The organism is Marimonas arenosa (assembly GCF_030848945.1).
Classification (GTDB): domain Bacteria; phylum Pseudomonadota; class Alphaproteobacteria; order Rhodobacterales; family Rhodobacteraceae; genus Marimonas; species Marimonas arenosa.
The window spans coordinates 232280-250441 of sequence record NZ_JANHAX010000005.1 but is presented as its reverse complement, the minus strand read 5'-3'; the positions used below and the strand labels follow the sequence as shown (position 1 = coordinate 250441).

General features: G+C 62.8%; 15 protein-coding genes. 10 read left to right on the top strand and 5 right to left on the bottom strand.

Going from position 1 to position 18162, the window contains the following annotated elements:
- Nucleotides 1-89 precede the first annotated feature (89 nt).
- Complete coding sequence (locus tag NO357_RS16400; protein WP_306736789.1) at nt 90-614, bottom strand: rhodanese-like domain-containing protein; 525 nt, start codon at nt 612-614, stop codon at nt 90-92.
- Between the two features lie 190 nt (nt 615-804).
- On the opposite strand from NO357_RS16400, the gene NO357_RS16395 reads away from it, so the two are divergent.
- The 5 genes from NO357_RS16395 (at nt 805) to NO357_RS16375 (ending at nt 6902) form a co-directional block, all read left to right on the top strand.
- A complete protein-coding gene (locus NO357_RS16395) occupies nt 805-1263 on the top strand; it encodes a methyltransferase family protein (protein ID WP_306736788.1) in 459 nt (152 codons plus the stop codon).
- 201 nt (nt 1264-1464) lie between these two features.
- The gene (locus tag NO357_RS16390; RefSeq protein ID WP_306736787.1) at nt 1465-3036 is read left to right on the top strand and encodes a Re/Si-specific NAD(P)(+) transhydrogenase subunit alpha; all 1572 of its coding nucleotides are present in this window, start codon (nt 1465-1467) and stop codon (nt 3034-3036) included.
- A gap of 13 nt (nt 3037-3049) precedes the next feature.
- Entirely contained in the window at nt 3050-4483 is a 1434-nt protein-coding gene (locus NO357_RS16385) for an NAD(P)(+) transhydrogenase (Re/Si-specific) subunit beta (protein WP_306736786.1), read from the top strand.
- 256 nt (nt 4484-4739) lie between these two features.
- Nucleotides 4740-5498: an enoyl-CoA hydratase-related protein gene (locus NO357_RS16380; protein WP_306736785.1), complete on the top strand. Its 759-nt coding sequence runs from the start codon at nt 4740-4742 to the stop codon at nt 5496-5498.
- Between the two features lie 135 nt (nt 5499-5633).
- Nucleotides 5634-6902, top strand: coding sequence for a DUF3422 family protein (locus NO357_RS16375; RefSeq protein WP_306736784.1), 1269 nt, complete (start codon nt 5634-5636; stop codon nt 6900-6902).
- Between the two features lie 38 nt (nt 6903-6940).
- On the opposite strand, the gene NO357_RS16370 is transcribed toward NO357_RS16375, so the two are convergent.
- From NO357_RS16370 to NO357_RS16355, 4 genes are all read right to left on the bottom strand, one after another.
- Nucleotides 6941-8011, bottom strand: a complete 1071-nt coding sequence (locus NO357_RS16370; RefSeq protein ID WP_306736783.1) for a Hint domain-containing protein — start codon at nt 8009-8011, stop codon at nt 6941-6943.
- 152 nt (nt 8012-8163) lie between these two features.
- Complete coding sequence (locus tag NO357_RS16365) at nt 8164-9135, bottom strand: ABC transporter permease (RefSeq protein WP_306736782.1); 972 nt, start codon at nt 9133-9135, stop codon at nt 8164-8166.
- Nucleotides 9128-10198 carry an ABC transporter permease gene (locus NO357_RS16360; RefSeq protein WP_306736781.1) on the bottom strand — a complete coding sequence of 357 codons (1071 nt, stop codon included), beginning with the start codon at nt 10196-10198 and terminating at the stop codon, nt 9128-9130. The genes NO357_RS16365 and NO357_RS16360 overlap by 8 nt, the downstream gene beginning before the upstream one ends.
- Before the next feature lie 92 nt (nt 10199-10290).
- Nucleotides 10291-11994 (bottom strand): peptide ABC transporter substrate-binding protein, encoded by a 1704-nt coding sequence (locus NO357_RS16355; protein WP_306736780.1) that lies wholly within the window; start codon nt 11992-11994, stop codon nt 10291-10293.
- Between the two features lie 319 nt (nt 11995-12313).
- Here NO357_RS16355 and NO357_RS16350 point away from each other — a divergent pair, with 319 nt between their 5' ends.
- The 5 genes from NO357_RS16350 to NO357_RS16330 all read left to right on the top strand — a co-directional run bounded on the left by NO357_RS16350 (nt 12314) and on the right by NO357_RS16330 (nt 18153).
- The gene (locus tag NO357_RS16350; RefSeq protein WP_306736779.1) at nt 12314-14134 is read left to right on the top strand and encodes an ABC transporter ATP-binding protein; all 1821 of its coding nucleotides are present in this window, start codon (nt 12314-12316) and stop codon (nt 14132-14134) included.
- Between the two features lie 135 nt (nt 14135-14269).
- Nucleotides 14270-14455, top strand: a complete 186-nt coding sequence (locus tag NO357_RS16345; protein WP_306736778.1) for a hypothetical protein — start codon at nt 14270-14272, stop codon at nt 14453-14455.
- A gap of 174 nt (nt 14456-14629) precedes the next feature.
- Nucleotides 14630-15793, top strand: coding sequence for an acetylornithine deacetylase (gene argE / locus NO357_RS16340; protein ID WP_306736777.1), 1164 nt, complete (start codon nt 14630-14632; stop codon nt 15791-15793).
- 4 nt (nt 15794-15797) lie between these two features.
- Nucleotides 15798-16970: a M20 aminoacylase family protein gene (locus tag NO357_RS16335; protein WP_306736776.1), complete on the top strand. Its 1173-nt coding sequence runs from the start codon at nt 15798-15800 to the stop codon at nt 16968-16970.
- A 19-nt stretch (nt 16971-16989) separates the two neighbouring features.
- Nucleotides 16990-18153 (top strand): M20 aminoacylase family protein, encoded by a 1164-nt coding sequence (locus NO357_RS16330; RefSeq protein WP_306736775.1) that lies wholly within the window; start codon nt 16990-16992, stop codon nt 18151-18153.
- The last annotated feature ends 9 nt before the right edge of the window (nt 18154-18162 follow it).

The following is an 18162-nucleotide window of genomic DNA, read 5'->3' as shown; positions in this document are numbered from 1 at the left end:
CGGTTTCGTGATGGCCCGGGCCGGTTCAAGGGGACGATATCAAGCCCGGTGCGGCATCGGGAAATGACGCCGCGTCCGCGAGACTGGTATCAAGGCAGAAGCTTGGTGCGGCGCGTTTCGACTTCCTCGGGCGTGCCAGCGTAAGTCGGCAGGCCGCGTGGCAGCCAACCCTTGCCGCGAGGTCCGCCGGCGATGCCTTCCGCGACATCGACGAGGCCGGGGAAGCCCTGTTTGGCCAGCGCCTTGACAATGAAACCCGAGCGGTTGCCAGTGCGGCAGATCAGGGCGATGGGTTTGGCGGCATCGGCCGCGCGCAAGGCAACGAGCGCCTCGAGGAAGCTCTCCTGTTTTGTCATGTCCAGAGCCAGAGCACCGTCAGGCACGCCGGTCTGGGCCCATTCCTCAGGCGTGCGAATGTCGATCAGAGTGATCTCGTCGGCAAGCGCCTTCATGTAGGCCTCGTCGGCGGCCATGACGGCGCTGGTCGCCGCCTGGGCGCGGGCCAGGCCCGGCAGGGTGGTAAGGCCGAAAGCGGCCGTGGCCGACAGGACGAGGGCGCGGCGGGACAGAGTTGCGATCACGGGCGCAACTGCGCGCAAATCGTTGGCTGGCATCATAGGACTCCACATGTCATTTCCGGAATATGATAGGCTCCGGAAAGCGGTTTGGGTAGGCCGTCCCCATGCTCTGCGACCAAATGCCGATGCACATCTTCGTGACTGACCGGGCCGGACTTTGTTCGGTTTCGTCTGGACAGTGCACGGGTCCGGATGGGAAAAGCTTGCAGAGGAAGAAGGACGTGCGATGACCCTGAAGCATTGGATCGACATCCCGCCTGTTTGGCTGGCCCTTTGCCTTTGCGTCGCCTGGGGTCAGGCCGCTTGGTTCCCGATGGGGCTGAGCTTCGGCGGGCCAGTGGCGGATTTCATCGGAGGCATTCTTGCGGGCGGCGGTCTGGTGCTGATGGCACTGGCCGTTTACGAGATGCGGCGGATGCGTACGACATTAATCCCGCACCAGGAGGCAAGTGCTCTGGTTCAGTCCGGGATCTTCTCGCGCACACGTAACCCGATTTATCTGGGCGACGCGATGGTGCTGGCCGGGCTGATCCTCTATTGGGACGCGGTGCTGAGCCTGCCTCTGGTCCCGGTTTTCGTCTGGTGGATCGAACGCCACTTCATCATTCCCGAAGAAAACCGGCTGCGGCGCAAATTCCGCGCCGATTTCGCGCGATATTGCCAGAAGACGCGGCGTTGGATTTGACTTGCGCCGTTTCAGCGTTATGGCAGAGGGGATTTCAGGCGCCGTACGGTCTGAAAACGCCTTGTCTGCGACATTCGGGCAATCGAACATGCAGCTGGGATGTGACATAAAGTGCGGTAACCACGCCGAAAGGATCGGTCGGAGCGGTTCGCCCGGCAGGTTCACGATGTCAAAGGGACGCGAAAGAAGGGAACGACAGACGTGATAATCGGAACCCCAAAAGAAATCTTCGAGGGGGAGGCGCGCGTCGCCATGACCCCGGAGTCGGCGCTGCAGCTGCAGAAGCTGGGCTATGACTGTATGATCGAAACCGGCGCGGGCGAGGCCGCCGGGTTCTCGGATGCGGCCTATAAAGAGGTTGGCGTGACGGTGAAAAAGACCGCCAACGCGCTGTGGAAAGACGCTGACATCATTGCCAAAGTGCGTCCGCCCAGCGACGAGGAACTGAAGCGGCTGACCAAGGGCAAGACCCTGATTTCCTTCTTCAATCCGGGCGGCAATGAGGCCGGTCTGGACGCGGCCAAGGCCAAGGGCGCCAATGTGATCGCGATGGAGATGGTCCCGCGGATCAGCCGCGCCCAAAAGATGGACGCACTGTCGTCGATGGCGAATATCGCCGGCTATCGGGCGGTGATCGAAGCGGGCAACAACTTTGGCCGGTTCTTCACCGGGCAGATCACCGCCGCGGGCAAGGTGCCGCCAGCCAAGGTTCTGGTGGTGGGCGCTGGCGTCGCCGGACTGGCCGCGATCGGTGCGGCCACCTCGCTGGGCGCGATCACCTATGCTTTCGACGTGCGGCCGGAAGTGGCCGAACAGGTGGAATCAATGGGCGCCGAGTTCGTCTACCTCGATTTCGAGGAAGAACAGCAGGACGGGGCCTCGTCCGGCGGTTATGCCAGCGTGTCGTCACCCGAGTTCCGCGAGGCGCAGCTGGCCAAGTTCCGCGAGTTGGCCCCCGACATGGACATCGTGATCACCACCGCGCTGATCCCGAACCGCGAGGCGCCGAAGTTGTGGCTCGAGGACATGGTGAAATCGATGAAGCGCGGCTCGGTCATCATCGATCTGGCGGCCGAGAAGGGTGGTAACGTCGAAGGCACGGTGATGGACGAAAAAGTGGTGACCGACAACGGCGTCACCATCATCGGCTATACCGACTTCCCGAGCCGGATGGCAGCGCAATCATCGTCGCTTTATGCCACCAACATCCGCCACATGATGACCGACCTCACACCCGAGAAGGACGGTCAGATCAATCACAACATGGAAGATGACGTGATCCGCGGCGCGACGGTCACATTTGAGGGCGAGATCACCTTCCCGCCACCGCCGCCCAAGGTGCAGGCGATTGCGACGCGGCCCAAGACCGAGGTCAAGGAACTGACGCCGGAAGAGCGCAAAGCGCAGGAACTGGCCGCGTTCAAGGCGCAGACCAGGAGCCAGGTGACCCTGTTGGGGGTTGGCGGGTTGCTGATGCTGCTGGTCGGGCTTTATGCGCCGGCGAGTTTCATGCAGCATTTCATCGTCTTCGTGCTGGCCGTCTTCGTCGGCTTCCAGGTGATCTGGAACGTCTCGCACAGTTTGCATACGCCGTTGATGGCGGTCACCAACGCGATCTCGTCGATTATCATCCTGGGCGCCCTGATGCAGATCGGGTCAGGCTCGTTCCTGGTGATCCTGCTGGCGGCGGTTTCGGTTTTCATGGCCGGGATCAACATCTTCGGCGGTTTCCTCGTCACCCGGCGCATGCTCGCCATGTTCCAGAAATCGTAAGGAGGCCGGGGATATGGAATACGGTTTTACGACGGCAGCCTATGTGGTTGCAGCAGTTCTGTTCATCCTGTCGCTCGGCGGCCTGAGCGGGCAGGAAAGCGCGAAACGCGCGGTTTGGTATGGCATTGTCGGCATGGCGCTGGCGGTGTTCGCGACGCTGGTCGGGCCCGGCAGCGGCCTGTGGTTGCTCTCGATCCTGCTGATTGCCGGCGGCGGGGTGATCGGTACCTACGTGGCACAGCGTGTCCAGATGACCGAGATGCCACAACTGGTGGCGGCGATGCACTCGCTGGTCGGTCTGGCGGCGGTGTTCGTCGGCTTCAATGCTGATTTCACTATCGGTGCGGTCGAAGCGGCCCATGCGGCCGGCGAGGATGTCGTCGGCACCTTTGCCAACCTGGTGGCGCACAAGACGCCGGTCGAAATTAACATCCTGCGGGTCGAGTTGTTCCTCGGCGTGTTCATCGGGGCGGTGACCTTTACCGGGTCGGTGATTGCCTATGGCAAGCTTGCCGGCAAGGTGACCTCGAAGGCCGAGAAACTGCCGGGCGGGCACATGCTGAATGCCAGCGCTGCGGTCATTTCGGTGCTCTGCCTGATCTGGTATTTCAACACCGGCGGGTTGCTGCCGCTGATCATCATGACCGCGATGGCGCTGTTCATAGGATATCATCTGATCATGGGGATTGGCGGCGCGGACATGCCGGTGGTGGTCTCGATGCTCAACTCCTATTCGGGCTGGGCCGCGGCGGCGATTGGTTTCTCGCTGGGCAACGACCTCTTGATCGTGGTCGGCGCGCTGGTGGGTTCGTCCGGTGCAATCCTGAGCTACATCATGTGCAAGGCGATGAACCGGTCGTTCATCAGCGTGATCCTGGGGGGCTTCGGAAACACCACCGGTCCGGCCATGGAAGTCGAGGGTGAACAGGTCGCGATCGACGCCGAGGGCGTGGCGTCGGCACTGAACGAGGCCGATTCGGTCATCATCATCCCTGGCTACGGCATGGCCGTTGCCCAGGCGCAGAATGCGGTCAGCGAACTGACGCGCAAGCTGCGCAGCAACGGCAAAGAGGTGCGGTTCGCCATCCATCCGGTGGCAGGCCGTCTGCCGGGGCACATGAACGTGCTCCTGGCCGAGGCCAAGGTGCCTTACGACATCGTGATGGAAATGGACGAGATCAACGAGGATTTCCCGGATACCGACGTTGCCATCGTGATCGGTTCCAACGACATCGTGAACCCCGCGGCACAGGAAGATCCCAACAGCCCGATCGCCGGCATGCCGGTTCTGGAGTGCTGGAAGGCGAAGCAGGTGTTCGTGTCAAAGCGTGGTCAGGGTACCGGCTATTCCGGGATCGAGAACCCGCTGTTCTACAAGGAGAACACGCGGATGTTCTTCGGCGATGCGCGGGAAAGTATCGACAAGCTTCTGGGCCTGATCGATTGATTGCCTAGCCGTTCGGTCAATGAGAGGGCGTCCTGCGGGGCGCCCTTTTTCTTGGCGAACTCGCTGCACACGCTCACCCGTTCCCGATAGGGAATGCCGCAAGGATCTGACGTGGGCGCGGGGAGCGGAACGGGCGGACGTCTCCGGTCGGTGAACACTAGGTCAGATAACGGGACTGCCGCCACGGAACAGGGCCAGGCGCGTTGATCGGATCTCGGGGCTGGGGTAGGGCTCGGACAGGCGACAGGAGGAAGACATGAGCGAGAATATCCGGATCGGCCGCGAGGGTCGGGTGGTGACCTTGACCATCGCCCGCGAGGACAAGAAAAACGCGCTGACGCAGGCGATGTACGGCGCGCTGGCCGACGCGCTGCTGGCCTATGGCGAGAGCGACAATGACCGGGCGCTGGTGATCACCGGTGCGGGCGATATGTTCACCGCCGGCAATGACCTGAAGGATTTCGCGCGCGGCGATCGTGAGATCGAGGAGCCGCCGGTGTGGCGATTCCTCAACGCCATCCGCGACTGCCCCAAGCCGGTGATCGCGCAGGTAAACGGTCCGGCGATCGGGGTGGGGCTGACCATGCTCCTGCATTGCGACCTGGTCTATGCCGGCCGCAGCGCCACGTTCAGCGCGCCGTTCGTGAAACTGGGCGTGGTGCCCGAGGCTGGATCGTCGGTACTGCTGCCGGCGGCAGTGGGTATGGCGATGGCCAATGACATCCTGTTGGCGGGGCGCGTTCTGGACGTTGAGGAGGCGCTGCGCGCCGGGCTTGTGGCGCGGGTCTTTGACGACGCGGCGCTGGACGCAGAGGTCGGTCGGGTTGCCGCCGCCGTGGCGATGGCGGCGCCAAGGGCGATGCGGCTGTCCAAGGCCCTGATCCGGTCGGGCCGGGACGCGGTAGCCGAGCAGATGGCGCGCGAGGCGAAGCATTTTGCGGCCCAGTTGCAGGGTCCGGAATTCGCCGAAAGCGTGGCCGCGATGGCCGAGAAACGCCTGCCCGATTATGGCTGAGGGGCGGCGGCAAGCTTGGCATGGGCTGCGATGCACGCGGTCGGCCGAGAGATCTGGGCCCGCGCGGATTTGGCAATTGCGGGCGTAGACGGGCGGGGTATCTTGGGGCCGAACAGCAGCAAGGCACCGGGGGCCATGGAAGATCATCCGCTGAGATACGAGCTTGCCAACGAGATGCATGCACGGCCGTTCATGGCGCTGGATGTGCCTGCGACCGTGGTCTTCCTGGCCCTCAAGCAACCGGGCAATGCCGCCGGGCGTGACCGGGCGGCGGACATGGCGCATCTTTGTGCGCTGCTTGACCGCCACGGTGCACCGCACCCGCAGCCAGGGGCGACGCATTACGTCGGCCAGATTGGGCGGCATTGGCTGAAATGGGAGAGCCATACAGAGGTGGTCACCTATACCGCCTTTTTCGACGGGCTCAGCCCGCGTGCCTTCGATCCGGCGGATTTCGAGGTGTTTCCGGATGACTGGCTGGAAACGGCGCCCGGCATGCGCCTGACCTCGGCACTGATCCGGGTGGACCGGATGAGCCAAGACGCTGATATGTCCGGGCAACTGGCCGAATGGTTCGTGCCCGAGAGCGTCGCCGCGAGCCGGGTGCTGGACAACGCCGCGGTGATGGCGGGCGATTTCCGGATCGACCCGTCAGGGCAGCTGCGCTTTACCGTGTTCGTGGGGGAGGGTGTGGGCCAGCGCCGGGTCGGTCGCATCGTACAGCGGCTGTGCGAGATCGAAACCTACAAAGCGCTGGCGCTGCTCGGCTTTGCCCGCGCCAGTAAACTTTCGCCCGAACTGGCGAAGGTCGGGGCCGAGCTGACCCGGCTGGTCGAACAGATGGGGCGTGGCGAGATGCCGGCCGAAAAGACGCTGGAAGCGTTGCTTCACGTGTCGGGGGAACTTGAGCAGATCTCGGCGCAGACCTCGTTCAGGTTCAGCGCGACGCTGGCCTATGAGCAACTGGTGCATGAACGGGTGGGGGTGATGCGCGAGGCGCGGTTCGAGGGGCGTCAGACCTTTGCCGAGTTCATGCTGCGCCGGTTCGATCCGGCGATGCGAACGGTGAAGGCGACCGAGGCGCGGCTGAAGACGATGGTGGAGCGGGCGGCGCGAGCCGGGGACCTGCTGCGCACGCGGGTGGACGTCGAGCGCAGCGCGCAGAACCAAGCGCTGCTGGAGAGCATGGACCGCCGCGCCGATTTGCAGCTGAGGCTGCAACGCACGGTCGAGGGGCTGAGCGTGGTGGCGATTTCGTATTACGCGATCAACCTGGTGACCTATGCGCTTTATCCTGCGGCCAACCTGGCCGGGCTGGAAAAGACCATGCTGACCGCGATGGCGACGCCGGTGGTGGTGTTCGCCGTCTGGTTGGTGGTGCGCAGCATCCGCAAGAAGCACTAAGGCGCGGGCGTCCTTTTGTCCCCATTACCGGCCCTCCGTCATCCCTGAAGCGAGGCGGCGGCGGGACTGGGCATTCCCGGGGGCGCGTCCCGCGCGAGCATCCGTTCGGTGCGTTTGACCCGCAGGACGGGCAGGGCGGGGGCCTTCTCGACCTGGGTCCCGTCCCCGGAGGGGCCGACCCGGTGCGGCAACACATCCCGCAGGCTCAATGCTTCGCGCCGAGTCAGGCCGTGCAGGACCATCGGGCCGAAAAACAGTGACTCGGAGACGCAACCTTCGGCCAGAAGCAAGTCATGCGTGTCGAGTGCCAGGTGATACCAGACCACCTGCCGTTTGCCGCGCATGATGCGCACCCGCCGAAGGGAGATCAGCGCCTTGGCGGCGACAAGGCAGGGGGTGGCAAACATTCCCTGCAACTGGCGATAGGCGCCCACGGCGATCCGGTGCTGGGCCGATACCACGAGATCCCGCGCCGGGCGCCCGGGCCCAAGCGCATTGGCCGCGATCAGGATGGGGCGGTGTTCTTCGGGCGTGTCACGCAACGACACCGCGCGGCATTGCACCCAGCGGATTTCACGGGCCGCGCCCGAGGCGGTCAGAACCTCGTCTCCGATCTTGAGCGTTTCGATCCTGCGCGCGCCCCCGGGCGTCGCGATACGGGTGCCAAGCGCGAAACAGGGGATGGTGCCCGGGTTCTGAGTGGATTGAGTGGAATAGCTGGCCCCGTCATCAGTGGTCTCGAACGAACTGCCGAAGGTGCCATTGCCGATATTGGTGCTGGTCATGCCCGCCGCCGGGCCGACCGAGGGGCTGACGGTATTGCCGTTCCATGACAAGAACTGGATCACCGTGCCGGCATGGTCGACCAGGGCAATGGCGTCGGTGTTGTCGAGATTGACCAGCCCGTCATCGGCGGGATCGAGCAGATAGACATCATCGCCCGCTATCGTGGTGACCGGCGGATCAAGCGACAGCGTTTGGCGGATCGCTCCGGCGCCGTCGTAGATGACGACCGAATAGGACGAGGTATCGGTGCCTGTCGGAATGGTCAGCTCGATAAACTCGCCTGCGCCGCCATAGATGTTGAATTCCGAGATGTAGCCGGGCATCGCGCTCTCGATGTCGTTGCAATGCCAGCGTTACTTCCAAATCGCTAAAAGAATGTTTTCAGGCTGTGGCGGACACGAGGCAAAGCAACACTGGCGCGCGCCGACGCCTATCGGCAGCGCGCTGCCGACCCGCCCGGAGGGAACGGGCCGTCTTAGCGACCGCGGATCCGCGGGTCGAGTGCGTCGCGCAGACCGTCGCCGAGATAGTTCACGCTGAGCACGGTGAGCGAGATCGCCACGCCGGGCAGCATCACGCGTTCGGGAAACTCTTGCATCCGCGGCACCGCGTCGGCAAGCATCTTGCCCCAAGTCGGAAAGTCCGACGGGAAGCCCACGCCGAGGAAGGAAAGCGAGCTTTCGGTGATGATGGCCGTGGCCAGCCCGAGCGTCGCGGAGACCATGATCGGCGACAGCACGTTGGGCAGCAGATGGCGGAAGATGATGCCGCGCGACGTGGTGCCCGAAGCGCGGGCGGCAAGCACGAATTCGCGTTCCTTGAGCGCCAGGATGTCGCCGCGCACGATGCGGGCGGTCTGCATCCACGAGGTCACGCCGATGACCCCGACGATCAGGATGAACATACCAGTCTCGACCCCGAACTGCGCCCGCAAGGGTTGCCGGAAGAGGGTCACCGCCACCAGCATCAGCGGCAGGATCGGCAGCGAAAGGAACAGGTCGGTGAGTCGCATCAGCGGGCCATCGATTTTTTTGAAGAAGCCCGCCAGCACACCGATCGTGGTGCCGATCAGCATAGTCAGGATCATCGCGGCCCAGCCTACCGCCATCGACGTACGGCCGCCCGCGAGGATCTGCGCCAGGTGATCGCGGCCGAGGTTGTCTGAGCCCAAGGGATGCGCCCAGCCAACCTTGGCGTCGCTGTTCCAGAGCACGGTGTAGATCGGACGGAAATCCTTGGCACGGATGTCGAGTTTCTTGGGGTCCACTTGCCAGAAGAAGTCGCCGAACATAACGGCCAAGGTGATGAACACGAGGAAGCCACCCCCCATCAGCGCGCCCTTGTGGTGGCTGAACTGATCCCAGACATCGCGCCATTGCGACCGAGGCGGGCGGGTGATTTCAGGCTCTTCCAGCGCGTTGAGCGGCGTGTTGGCCGGATCAGTCATAGCGGACCCTCGGATCGAGTACGCCGTAGAGGATATCGGCGATCAGGTTGAAGAGCACGATGAGCAGCGCGAAGATGAAGGTGATGGTCATCACCATCGGCATGTCATTGGCGAAAAGCGCGGTGATCAGCAGCTGGCCGATGCCGTTCACGGAAAAGACCACCTCGGTGATGATGGCGCCGCCGAAGATGCCGGGCACCAGCAGCGCGATGACGGTGACGACCGGGATCATCGAGTTGCGCAGCACATGGACCATGACCACCACCGCCTCGCCCAGGCCCTTTGCGCGGGCGGTGCGCACGTAGTCCTGGTTGAGATTGTCGAGCATTGCCGAGCGCATGAAGCGGCTGATCTGGGCGGTGACCTGCAGCGCCAGCACCATCACCGGCATGATCATCTGGCGCAGCTGGTAGATGAAGCTGTCCCAATCGGTGACTTTGTGGGTGGTGTCGTAGATGAAGGGGAACCAGCCGAGCTGCACCGAGAAGATCACGATCAGCAGCGGCCCGGTAAAGAAGGGCGGGATGGAAAAGCCGATCATGGTGATGAAGGTGCCGGCCTGGTCGAAGACCGAATATTGCCGGTAGGCGGAATAGATGCCGATCGGGATGGCGATCAGCACGCCCACCACATAGGCCATGCCCACGACCCAGAGCGTCTGCGGCAGGCGCTGGACGATGATGTCCATCACTGGCGCACCACGTGCCACGGACCATGACACGACGCGCTGGTCACAAACGCCCTCGGCGAGCGCTCCGCAGGGCGTGTAGAAATCCGTATCGGGCAACCAGCCGAAAAGCGTGCTCGTGTTGGTCAGGTAGTCGATCAGAACCCGCGGTTCGACCCAGAAGACCTGCCGCAGCCATTTCAGGAACTGGATATAGAGCGGCTGGTCAAAACCCAGGGCCTCGCGGATCTTGGCCTTGACCTCGGGCGGGATGGTCAGCGGCAACTGCGCGGTGGGATCGCCGGGGGCGAGTTTCAGCAAGAGGAAAATTACAAGAGCAATGAACAAAAGCGTCGGTATGGAGAGCACCAACCGGCGGATCGTGAAGGTCAGCATGGAGCGACGCCTTTGTTTATTGCTTTTAGGCGGGAAGCCGATGAGGCCGCAGCCCCGGATCCGGTCCGGGGCTGCGCGAAAATCCCGAAGGATTACTTAATGCGATGCCAGTCGGCCGCGTTCCAGAGCTCGTTATCCCAGGTGTTCAGGATGAAGCCACCGAGGGTGTTCGACACACCGGTCACACGACCGCGGTCTACGAGCGGGACGATGGTGTAGGTGTCCTTGGTCAGCATCTCGTTCATCTTCTTGGCCAGCGCCGCACGCTCGTTGATGTCGCCGGTGGCGGCAAGCTGGTCGATCAGCTTGTCATATTCCGGGTCGCAGAAGCGGTTGATGTTCTGGCCGTTCCACTGGTTGTCCGGCTGCGGTTCGTTATCGCAGCGATACATCGACAGGTAGGCTTGCGGGTCGGTGCCGTCGAAGTTGTTGGCGTACATTTCGACGTCGGCATAGAACTTTTGGAAAGTGTCGGGCGAGCCCGGGTCACCGCCGAAGAACACCGATGCGTTGATGTTGCGCAGTTCGGTCTCGACGCCGATCTCGGCCCACCACTGCTTGATCAGCGCCTGGAAGTCCTGACGCACGGCGTTGGTCGAGGTCTGGTAGAGGATCGATAATTTCATGCCGTCCTTGTCACGCACGCCATCGCCGTCGCTGTCGGTCCAGCCAGCCTCGTCCAGCAGCGCCTTTGCGCCTTCGATGTCCTGGGTCAGGCACTCGGTGTTGTCGCTGGCATAGATCGCCGGGTTCGGCACCAGGTTGCAGGTCGCACGGCCAGCCTTGCCATAGCCGATTTCGACCAGCAGGTTACGATCGATGGCCATCGAGAGCGCCTTGCGCACGCGCATGTCGGTCAGGAACGGGTGCGGTTCTTCCCGGGTCGACCGGGTTTCCGGCGGCAGTTTCGGATCGGGGTTCGTCAGGTTCATTTCCAGACGTTCCACCAGTGTACCGAAGGCCGAGCGGGCCTCGCCTTTGCCGCCTTCGGCCATCTTGGCCAGAACGTCCGGCGCCAGCTGCAGGTTCCAGGCGATGTCGTATTCGCCGGTCTCCATCACCGCGCGGCCCGCACCGGTGGCGTCGCCACCGCCTTTGAGCGTCAGCGTGGCGAAGGCAGGCTTGGCCGGATCACGGTAATTCGGGTTCGCGACGTATTGGATCACGTCGTTGGGTTTGAATTCCTTGACCATGAACGGCCCGGTGCCGATCGGATAGAAGTTCTGGTCGGTGCATTCCTGCGCCTTGGCCCCCATGCAGTTTGCGAACTGTGCCTTCTGAATGATTGGCGTTTGACCGCCAACAAACGGGCCGTAGGGGTTCGGCATCGGCTTTTTGAAGGTGATTTTCACAGTCAGATCGTCGAGCGCTTCCACCTTGTCGACGCCATCGAAACTGGCGAGCTGCGCGCAGCCGCCTTCGGGGTGCATGCAGTATTCGGCGGTGAACTGAACGTCGGCTGCGGTGAGATCCGAACCATCCGACCACTTGATGCCGGATTTCAGTTTCCAGGTGACGGACATGAGGTCTTCGGCGACGCCGCCGTTGGCTACAGTCGGGATGCCCTCCGCGAGGAACGGCACCATCTCGCCATTTTCATTGTAGCGGGCAAGCGGTTCGATGACCACCGAGGCGGCATCGCCATCCTTGGTGCCGCCCGAAAGATAGGGGCTCGGGATCGACGGGGCCTGCCAGTAAATCACACCGACATGGCCGTCCGCGCCGCGCTCTGCCATGGCCGCGGGGGCCACAGCAAAGGCCGCTGCTGCGCCGAGTAGAATCGTCTTGAGTTTCATGTTTCACTCCTTGTTGGTCGGGCTCACGCCTCGAATTTATTATTGTGGCGGAACCCGCGTGGTTTTTTGAAGGTCGGGACATGTCATCGACAGCGGCCGGATCGGTCTTGTCGTATGCACCCCCCAAAACCAGACCCCGGTATCGAAAACCGAGTTTTTTCAAATTGCAAGCCTTGCCTGCAGGTCAATCGCCGATTTTTCATGCGCGGGCGGGCTCACGCCCCGGTTAAGTGTTCAATTGTTTGACACGGGTAAAACGCTGACATTAGCGTTCGGCAGTCATGCATGAGACATGATGCCAACTCGACGGGGAAATGCGATGCTCGACCAGCCGATTGCCAGGATCGAAAACCTGCGGGTGGAGTTCCAGACCAAAGACGGCCCCGTGCTGGGGGTCGAGGATGTGTCTTTCGAGGTCAAACCCGGCGAAACCGTTTGCATCGTTGGTGAATCGGGGTCCGGCAAATCCGTGTCCAGCCTGTCTCTGATGCGGCTGGTGGAATACGGCGGCGGCGAGATTGCCGGCGGCCGGCTGATCTTCGACCGGCGCGACGGTCGCGAGGTCGATCTGCGTGGCGCCGACCAGAGCCTGATGCGAACGATTCGTGGCAACGAGATCGGTATGATCTTCCAGGAGCCGATGACGGCGCTCAATCCGGTTTTCACCGTAGGTCGGCAGCTGACCGAAGGGCTGCGGCTGCACCGGGGCATGAGCAAGAAAGCCGCCGCGGCGCGAGCCCTGGAGCTGTTGAAACAGGTGCGTATTCCCGAGCCCGAACGACGCCTGCAACAGTACCCGCACGAACTCTCCGGCGGCATGCGGCAGCGGGTGGTGATCGCCATGGCATTGGCCTGCGAACCGCGCCTTCTGATCGCCGATGAACCGACCACGGCGCTGGATGTCACGATCCAGGCCGAGATCCTCGCTCTGGTGGATCGGCTCAAGCGCGAGACCGGTACGGCGGTGATGTTCATCACGCACGACATGGCGGTTGTGGCGCAGATGGCGGACCGCGTCGTGGTGATGTACCGCGGCCACAAGGTGGAAGAGGGTCCGGTTGAGAAAATCTTTGCAAACCCCCAGCATGATTACACAAAAGCCCTGTTGAGCGCGGTGCCGCGCTTGGGCGAGATGACCGGCAAGGATTTACCCGAACCGATGAAACTTCTCGGTGTCGAAGGCCATTCGACCGATCCGATCGAGGGCAGCGATGACGTGCTGCTGGAGGTGAGAAACCTGGTCACCCGCTTCCCGGTCAAGGGCGGGTTTTTCCGCCGGACGGTGGCACAGGTGCATGCCGTCGAGGATGTATCGTTCACGCTCAGAAAGGGCCGGACACTAAGCCTCGTTGGCGAGTCGGGGTGCGGCAAGTCGACCGTGGGTCGGTCGCTGCTGCGGCTGGTCGAGCCGGACAGCGGGCATGTGACGCTCGACGGCGTGGATGTGATGGCGTTGGACCACCGCGGTCTGCAGCGGGCGCGCAAGGATATGCAGATGGTTTTCCAGGACCCGTTCGCATCGCTCAATCCTCAGATGCAACTGCTGGACCAGGTGGCCGAACCCCTGCGCAACTATGGCATGACCAACCGGAAGGAGTTGCAGGACCGGGTGACGCATCTGTTTGACCGGGTGGAGTTGCCCCGGTCGTTCCTGCGGCGGTATCCGCACGAACTTTCCGGCGGGCAGAGGCAGCGCGTGGCGATCGCCAGAGCGCTGGCACTGAATCCAAAGCTGATCGTGGCAGACGAGGCAGTGTCGGCACTGGATGTGTCGGTGCAGGCGCAGGTTCTGAACCTGATGATGGAACTGCAGGCCGAACTGGAACTGTCCTATCTTTTCATCAGCCATGACATGGCGGTGGTGGAACGCGTCAGCCACGATGTCGGCGTTATGTACCTGGGGCGAATCGTCGAAATGGGGCCGCGACGGGCGGTGTTCGAAGACCCGCAGCACCCCTATACCCAAGCTTTGATGAAGGCGGTGCCGATCGCCGATCCACGTCAGCGAAAATCCGAGAAAGACTTGAATTTCAAGCCGATTCCGTCACCGATTCATGGACTCGACTATGATCCGGCGCCCTCGGAGTACCGCGAGATCAGTCCGGGTCATTACATCTTGACCACCGATAGCGGCTACTGAGCGGTTTTCCACCCATCGCGAAGTGGGGATTTATTCCATGGAAAAAACCTGTTATCGTCCGCCAGCGATCTGAAAGAGGTGTTCGCACGCTTTGGGCGTGTTAGCGCTGAAAGACCACAGTGAAAGGGACCTGAAATGAAGAAACTTGCACTTGCTGCAACCGTCGCGGCCTCGATGGCTGCGGCTCCGGCATTCGCCGACGAAACCACCAAGGCTGATCCGTTTGTGTCGACCCAAGGCGGTCTGGGCGCGGGCGTGGGCATGGCCGTGGTCGGCGTGGTAACCGTGGTGACCCTCGCGGCCGCCGCCAACGGCACCTGATCCGCTCCGCTCCGTTCGGAGCAGCGAACCGTATGAAGCCGGGCGTCGTTTGACGCCCGGTTTTTTTCATGCCGGGCGAACTGGCAATTGCGTCCGCACGGACGCCAAGCTAGCGTAACGATGATCCGGCCCGGCTGCGCCCAGGGCTGGGAATAGCGAACAGGGCCGGACCGAATGCGAACATTGTCGCCGTTGGAACTCATGGAAAAGCTGGTGAGCTTTCCGACGGTGAGCCGGGATTCGAACCTGCCGCTGGTGGACTGGGTCGAGGATTATCTGACCGGCCACGGCATCACCTGTCATCGTCACTATCGCGAAGACAACGTGCAGGCGGCGCTCTTTGCCCATGTCGGACCGGAGGCGGAAGGCGGCGTGATCCTGTCCGGACACACCGACGTTGTGCCGGTGGACGGTCAGCCCTGGACCTCGGACCCGTTCACGGTGGCCGAGCGCGACGGGAAATATTTTGGCCGCGGCACCTGCGACATGAAAGGGTTCGATGCACTGGCGCTCTGGGCGCTGGTCGAGGCGCATCGCACGGGGGTGAAACGACCGCTGCAGATCGCGCTTTCCTATGACGAGGAGGTCGGCTGCACCGGAGCGCCGCCAATGATCCGGGCCATGCAGGGGCCGTTGCCCAAGGCGAGCGCCGTAATCGTGGGCGAGCCGTCGGAGATGCGGGCGGTCACCGGCCACAAGGGCGGGATCGGGATTGCCACGCTCGTTCAGGGATTCGAGGTGCATTCGTCGCTTCAGCACACCGGCGTCAGCGCGATCATGGAGGCAGCCCGCCTGATCGACTGGGTCAACACGGTGAACGCCGAGGAAATGGACAAGACGCCGGACCCGGTGGCGGCGATGTTCGATCCGCCCTGGACACTTGGCCATGTTGGGACCATCGCCGGCGGCACGGCCAACAACATCACCGCCAAGGACTGCAAGTTCGTCATGGGTTATCGGGTTTTACCAAGTCAGTCCAAGGATTTCTGGCGCAATCTTTATCTTGAGAAAGTGCGCGAGGTGGAAGCAGGCATGCAGGCCATCCATCCAGATGCGAAGATCGTGACCGAGATGCCGTTCGACGTACCGGGACTGAAGCCGGAAGAGAACGGCGAGGCCGAGGCGTTGGCGCGCCGGATCACCGGTGACAACGGCACGCATGTGGTGAGCTATGGCACCGAGGCCGGCCAGTTCCAGGAGGCGGGTTACTCGGCGGTGATCTGCGGGCCGGGCAGCATCGAACAGGCGCATCAGCCCGACGAGTATATCTCGAAGGCGCAGTTCGATGCCGGGCATGGGTTCATGCAGGACCTCATCGCGATTCTGAAGGAAGGATAACCCGATGCCCGTGCGTAACAGAATTGCCGAGATGGCGGACGAGATGAGCGAATGGCGGCGCGATTTCCATGCTCATCCCGAGCTAAGGTTCGAAGAACAACGGACCGCGGCTCGGGTGTCGGAGCTGCTGCGGAACTTCGGCTGCGACGAGGTTGTCGAGGGCGTCGGCCGGACCGGAGTGGTGGGGGTGATCCGGGGGCGGAGGAATAGTTCGGACCGAGTGATCGGATTCCGGGCCGACATGGACGCACTGCCGATCGAAGAGGCGACAGGGCTGGAGCATGCGTCGCAGACACCGGGCAAGATGCATGCCTGTGGTCATGACGGTCATACGGCGATGCTCTTAGGGGCTTCGAAATACTTGTGCGAAACCAGGAACTTCGACGGCACTGTTGTACTTCTTTTTCAGCCCGCCGAAGAAGGCGGCGGCGGCGCGAAGCAAATGATTGCGGACGGGGTGATCGAGCGGTTTGACCTCGATGAGGTGTATGCGATGCACAACTGGCCCGGGCTCGCCGTGGGAAAATTCGCGACTCGTCCGGGGCCGTTTCTGGCGGCGCCTTCGGGATTCGAGATCACCATCACCGGCAAGGGCGGACACGGTGCGATGCCGCATCTGGCCTCGGACCCGGTGCTTGCGGGGGCGCATCTGGTGACGCAGCTGCAGTCGATCGTGGCACGCAACCTTGATCCGGTGAAAGCCGGCGTCCTGTCCGTCTGCGGTTTTCGCAGCTCGTCCGATGCCTTCAACGTGATCCCCGATGCGGTCTCGTTGCGCGGCACGGTGCGGACGATGGAGCCCGAGGTGCGCGAGATGATCCGCGACCGGATGACAGCGCTGGTTCAGGCGACGGCCGAGGGGTTCGATGTGCAGGCCGAACTGGCTTTCGACGCCGTCCGAGAGGCGCTGGTCAATGATCTGGACAGCACGATGCGGGCCGGCGAGGCAGCGCGTGCGGTGGCGGGAGAGGCTGCTGTGGATCTGGACGTGGACCCGGTCATGGGCAGCGAGGATTTCGCCGATTTTCTCGACGTGCGACCGGGCGCGTTCCTGATGATCGGGAATGGGTCCAGCGCCGGTCTGCACAACCCGGCCTATGAATTCAATGATGCGGCGATCCCCTTCGGTGCCAGCTTCTTTGCCGAGCTGGCCGAGCGTCGGATGCCCTTGGACTGAGCGAACAGGAGAAAGAGAAATGCCGGTAAAGAACCGATTGGCCGAACTGCACGACGAGATCACCGCGTGGCGCCGGGATATTCATGCCCACCCCGAACTGTTGTTCGACACGCACCGCACCGCGGCGCTGGTGGCGGAGAAGTTGCACGAATTCGGCTGCGATGAGGTGGTGACCGGAATCGGCCGCACAGGGGTCGTCGGTGTGATCCGGGGAAAGAGCGATAAATCCGGAAAGGTCATAGGTTTGCGCGCTGACATGGATGCACTGCCAATCGAGGAAGCGACCGGTGTGGACTATGCCAGCGAGGTGCCGGGCGCGATGCATGCCTGTGGCCATGACGGTCATACAGCGATGCTGCTCGGAGCGGCGAAATACCTGGCCGAGACGCGCAATTTCGATGGTACCGCCGTGGTGATCTTCCAGCCCGCCGAGGAAGGTGGCGGCGGCGGCAAGGAAATGTGCGACGACGGGATGATGAAGCAGTTCAACATCCACGAAGTCTACGGCATGCACAATTGGCCCGGCCGCCCGGTGGGATCATTCGCCATCCGGTCCGGCGCCTTCTTCGCCGCCACCGACCAGTTCGACATTACGCTGACCGGCAAGGGTGGCCATGCCGCCAAGCCGCATGAGACGATCGACCCGACGGTAATGGCGTCGCAGGCGGTGATGGCGTTGCAGACCATCGCCAGTCGCAACGCCGATCCGGTCGATCGCATCGTCGTGTCGGTGACGTCGTTCGAGACCTCGTCAACCGCCTTCAACGTTATCCCGCAAGCGGTGCACCTGAAGGGCACGGTGCGGACCATGTCGCCTGAGATGCGCGATCTGGCCGAACGCCGGATCAACGAAATCTGCACCGGCATTGCGGCCACGTTCGGCGGCAGCGCCGAGGTTCAGTATTTCCGTGGCTATCCGGTGATGGTGAACCATCCCGAGCAAACGGATTTTGCCATCGAGGTCGCCAAATCGGTCTCGGGCGATTGCGACGAGGCGCCTCTGGTGATGGGGGGCGAGGATTTCGCATTCATGCTGGAGGAGCGGCCGGGCGCCTATATCCTGGTCGGCAACGGTGACACGGCCCATGTCCACCATCCGGAATATAACTTCAACGACGACGCGATTCCGGCGGGCTGTTCGTGGTATGCCGAGATCGTCGAGAAGCGTTTGCCGGTGGCGTGATCCGCGACC

Bases quoted from the DNA above. Each gene is read 5' to 3' on its own strand.
- NO357_RS16400 (WP_306736789.1), bottom strand. From the start codon at position 614: ATGCCAGCCAACGATTTGCGCGCAGTTGCGCCCGTGATCGCAACTCTG.
- NO357_RS16395 (WP_306736788.1), top strand. From the start codon at position 805: ATGACCCTGAAGCATTGGATCGACATCCCGCCTGTTTGGCTGGCCCTT.
- NO357_RS16385 (WP_306736786.1), top strand. From the start codon at position 3,050: ATGGAATACGGTTTTACGACGGCAGCCTATGTGGTTGCAGCAGTTCTG.
- NO357_RS16380 (WP_306736785.1), top strand. From the start codon at position 4,740: ATGAGCGAGAATATCCGGATCGGCCGCGAGGGTCGGGTGGTGACCTTG.
- NO357_RS16375 (WP_306736784.1), top strand. From the start codon at position 5,634: ATGGAAGATCATCCGCTGAGATACGAGCTTGCCAACGAGATGCATGCA.
- NO357_RS16370 (WP_306736783.1), bottom strand. From the start codon at position 8,011: ATGCCCGGCTACATCTCGGAATTCAACATCTATGGCGGCGCAGGCGAG.
- NO357_RS16365 (WP_306736782.1), bottom strand. From the start codon at position 9,135: ATGACTGATCCGGCCAACACGCCGCTCAACGCGCTGGAAGAGCCTGAA.
- NO357_RS16360 (WP_306736781.1), bottom strand. From the start codon at position 10,198: ATGCTGACCTTCACGATCCGCCGGTTGGTGCTCTCCATACCGACGCTT.
- NO357_RS16355 (WP_306736780.1), bottom strand. From the start codon at position 11,994: ATGAAACTCAAGACGATTCTACTCGGCGCAGCAGCGGCCTTTGCTGTG.
- NO357_RS16350 (WP_306736779.1), top strand. From the start codon at position 12,314: ATGCTCGACCAGCCGATTGCCAGGATCGAAAACCTGCGGGTGGAGTTC.
- NO357_RS16345 (WP_306736778.1), top strand. From the start codon at position 14,270: ATGAAGAAACTTGCACTTGCTGCAACCGTCGCGGCCTCGATGGCTGCG.
- argE (WP_306736777.1), top strand. From the start codon at position 14,630: ATGCGAACATTGTCGCCGTTGGAACTCATGGAAAAGCTGGTGAGCTTT.
- NO357_RS16335 (WP_306736776.1), top strand. From the start codon at position 15,798: ATGCCCGTGCGTAACAGAATTGCCGAGATGGCGGACGAGATGAGCGAA.
- NO357_RS16330 (WP_306736775.1), top strand. From the start codon at position 16,990: ATGCCGGTAAAGAACCGATTGGCCGAACTGCACGACGAGATCACCGCG.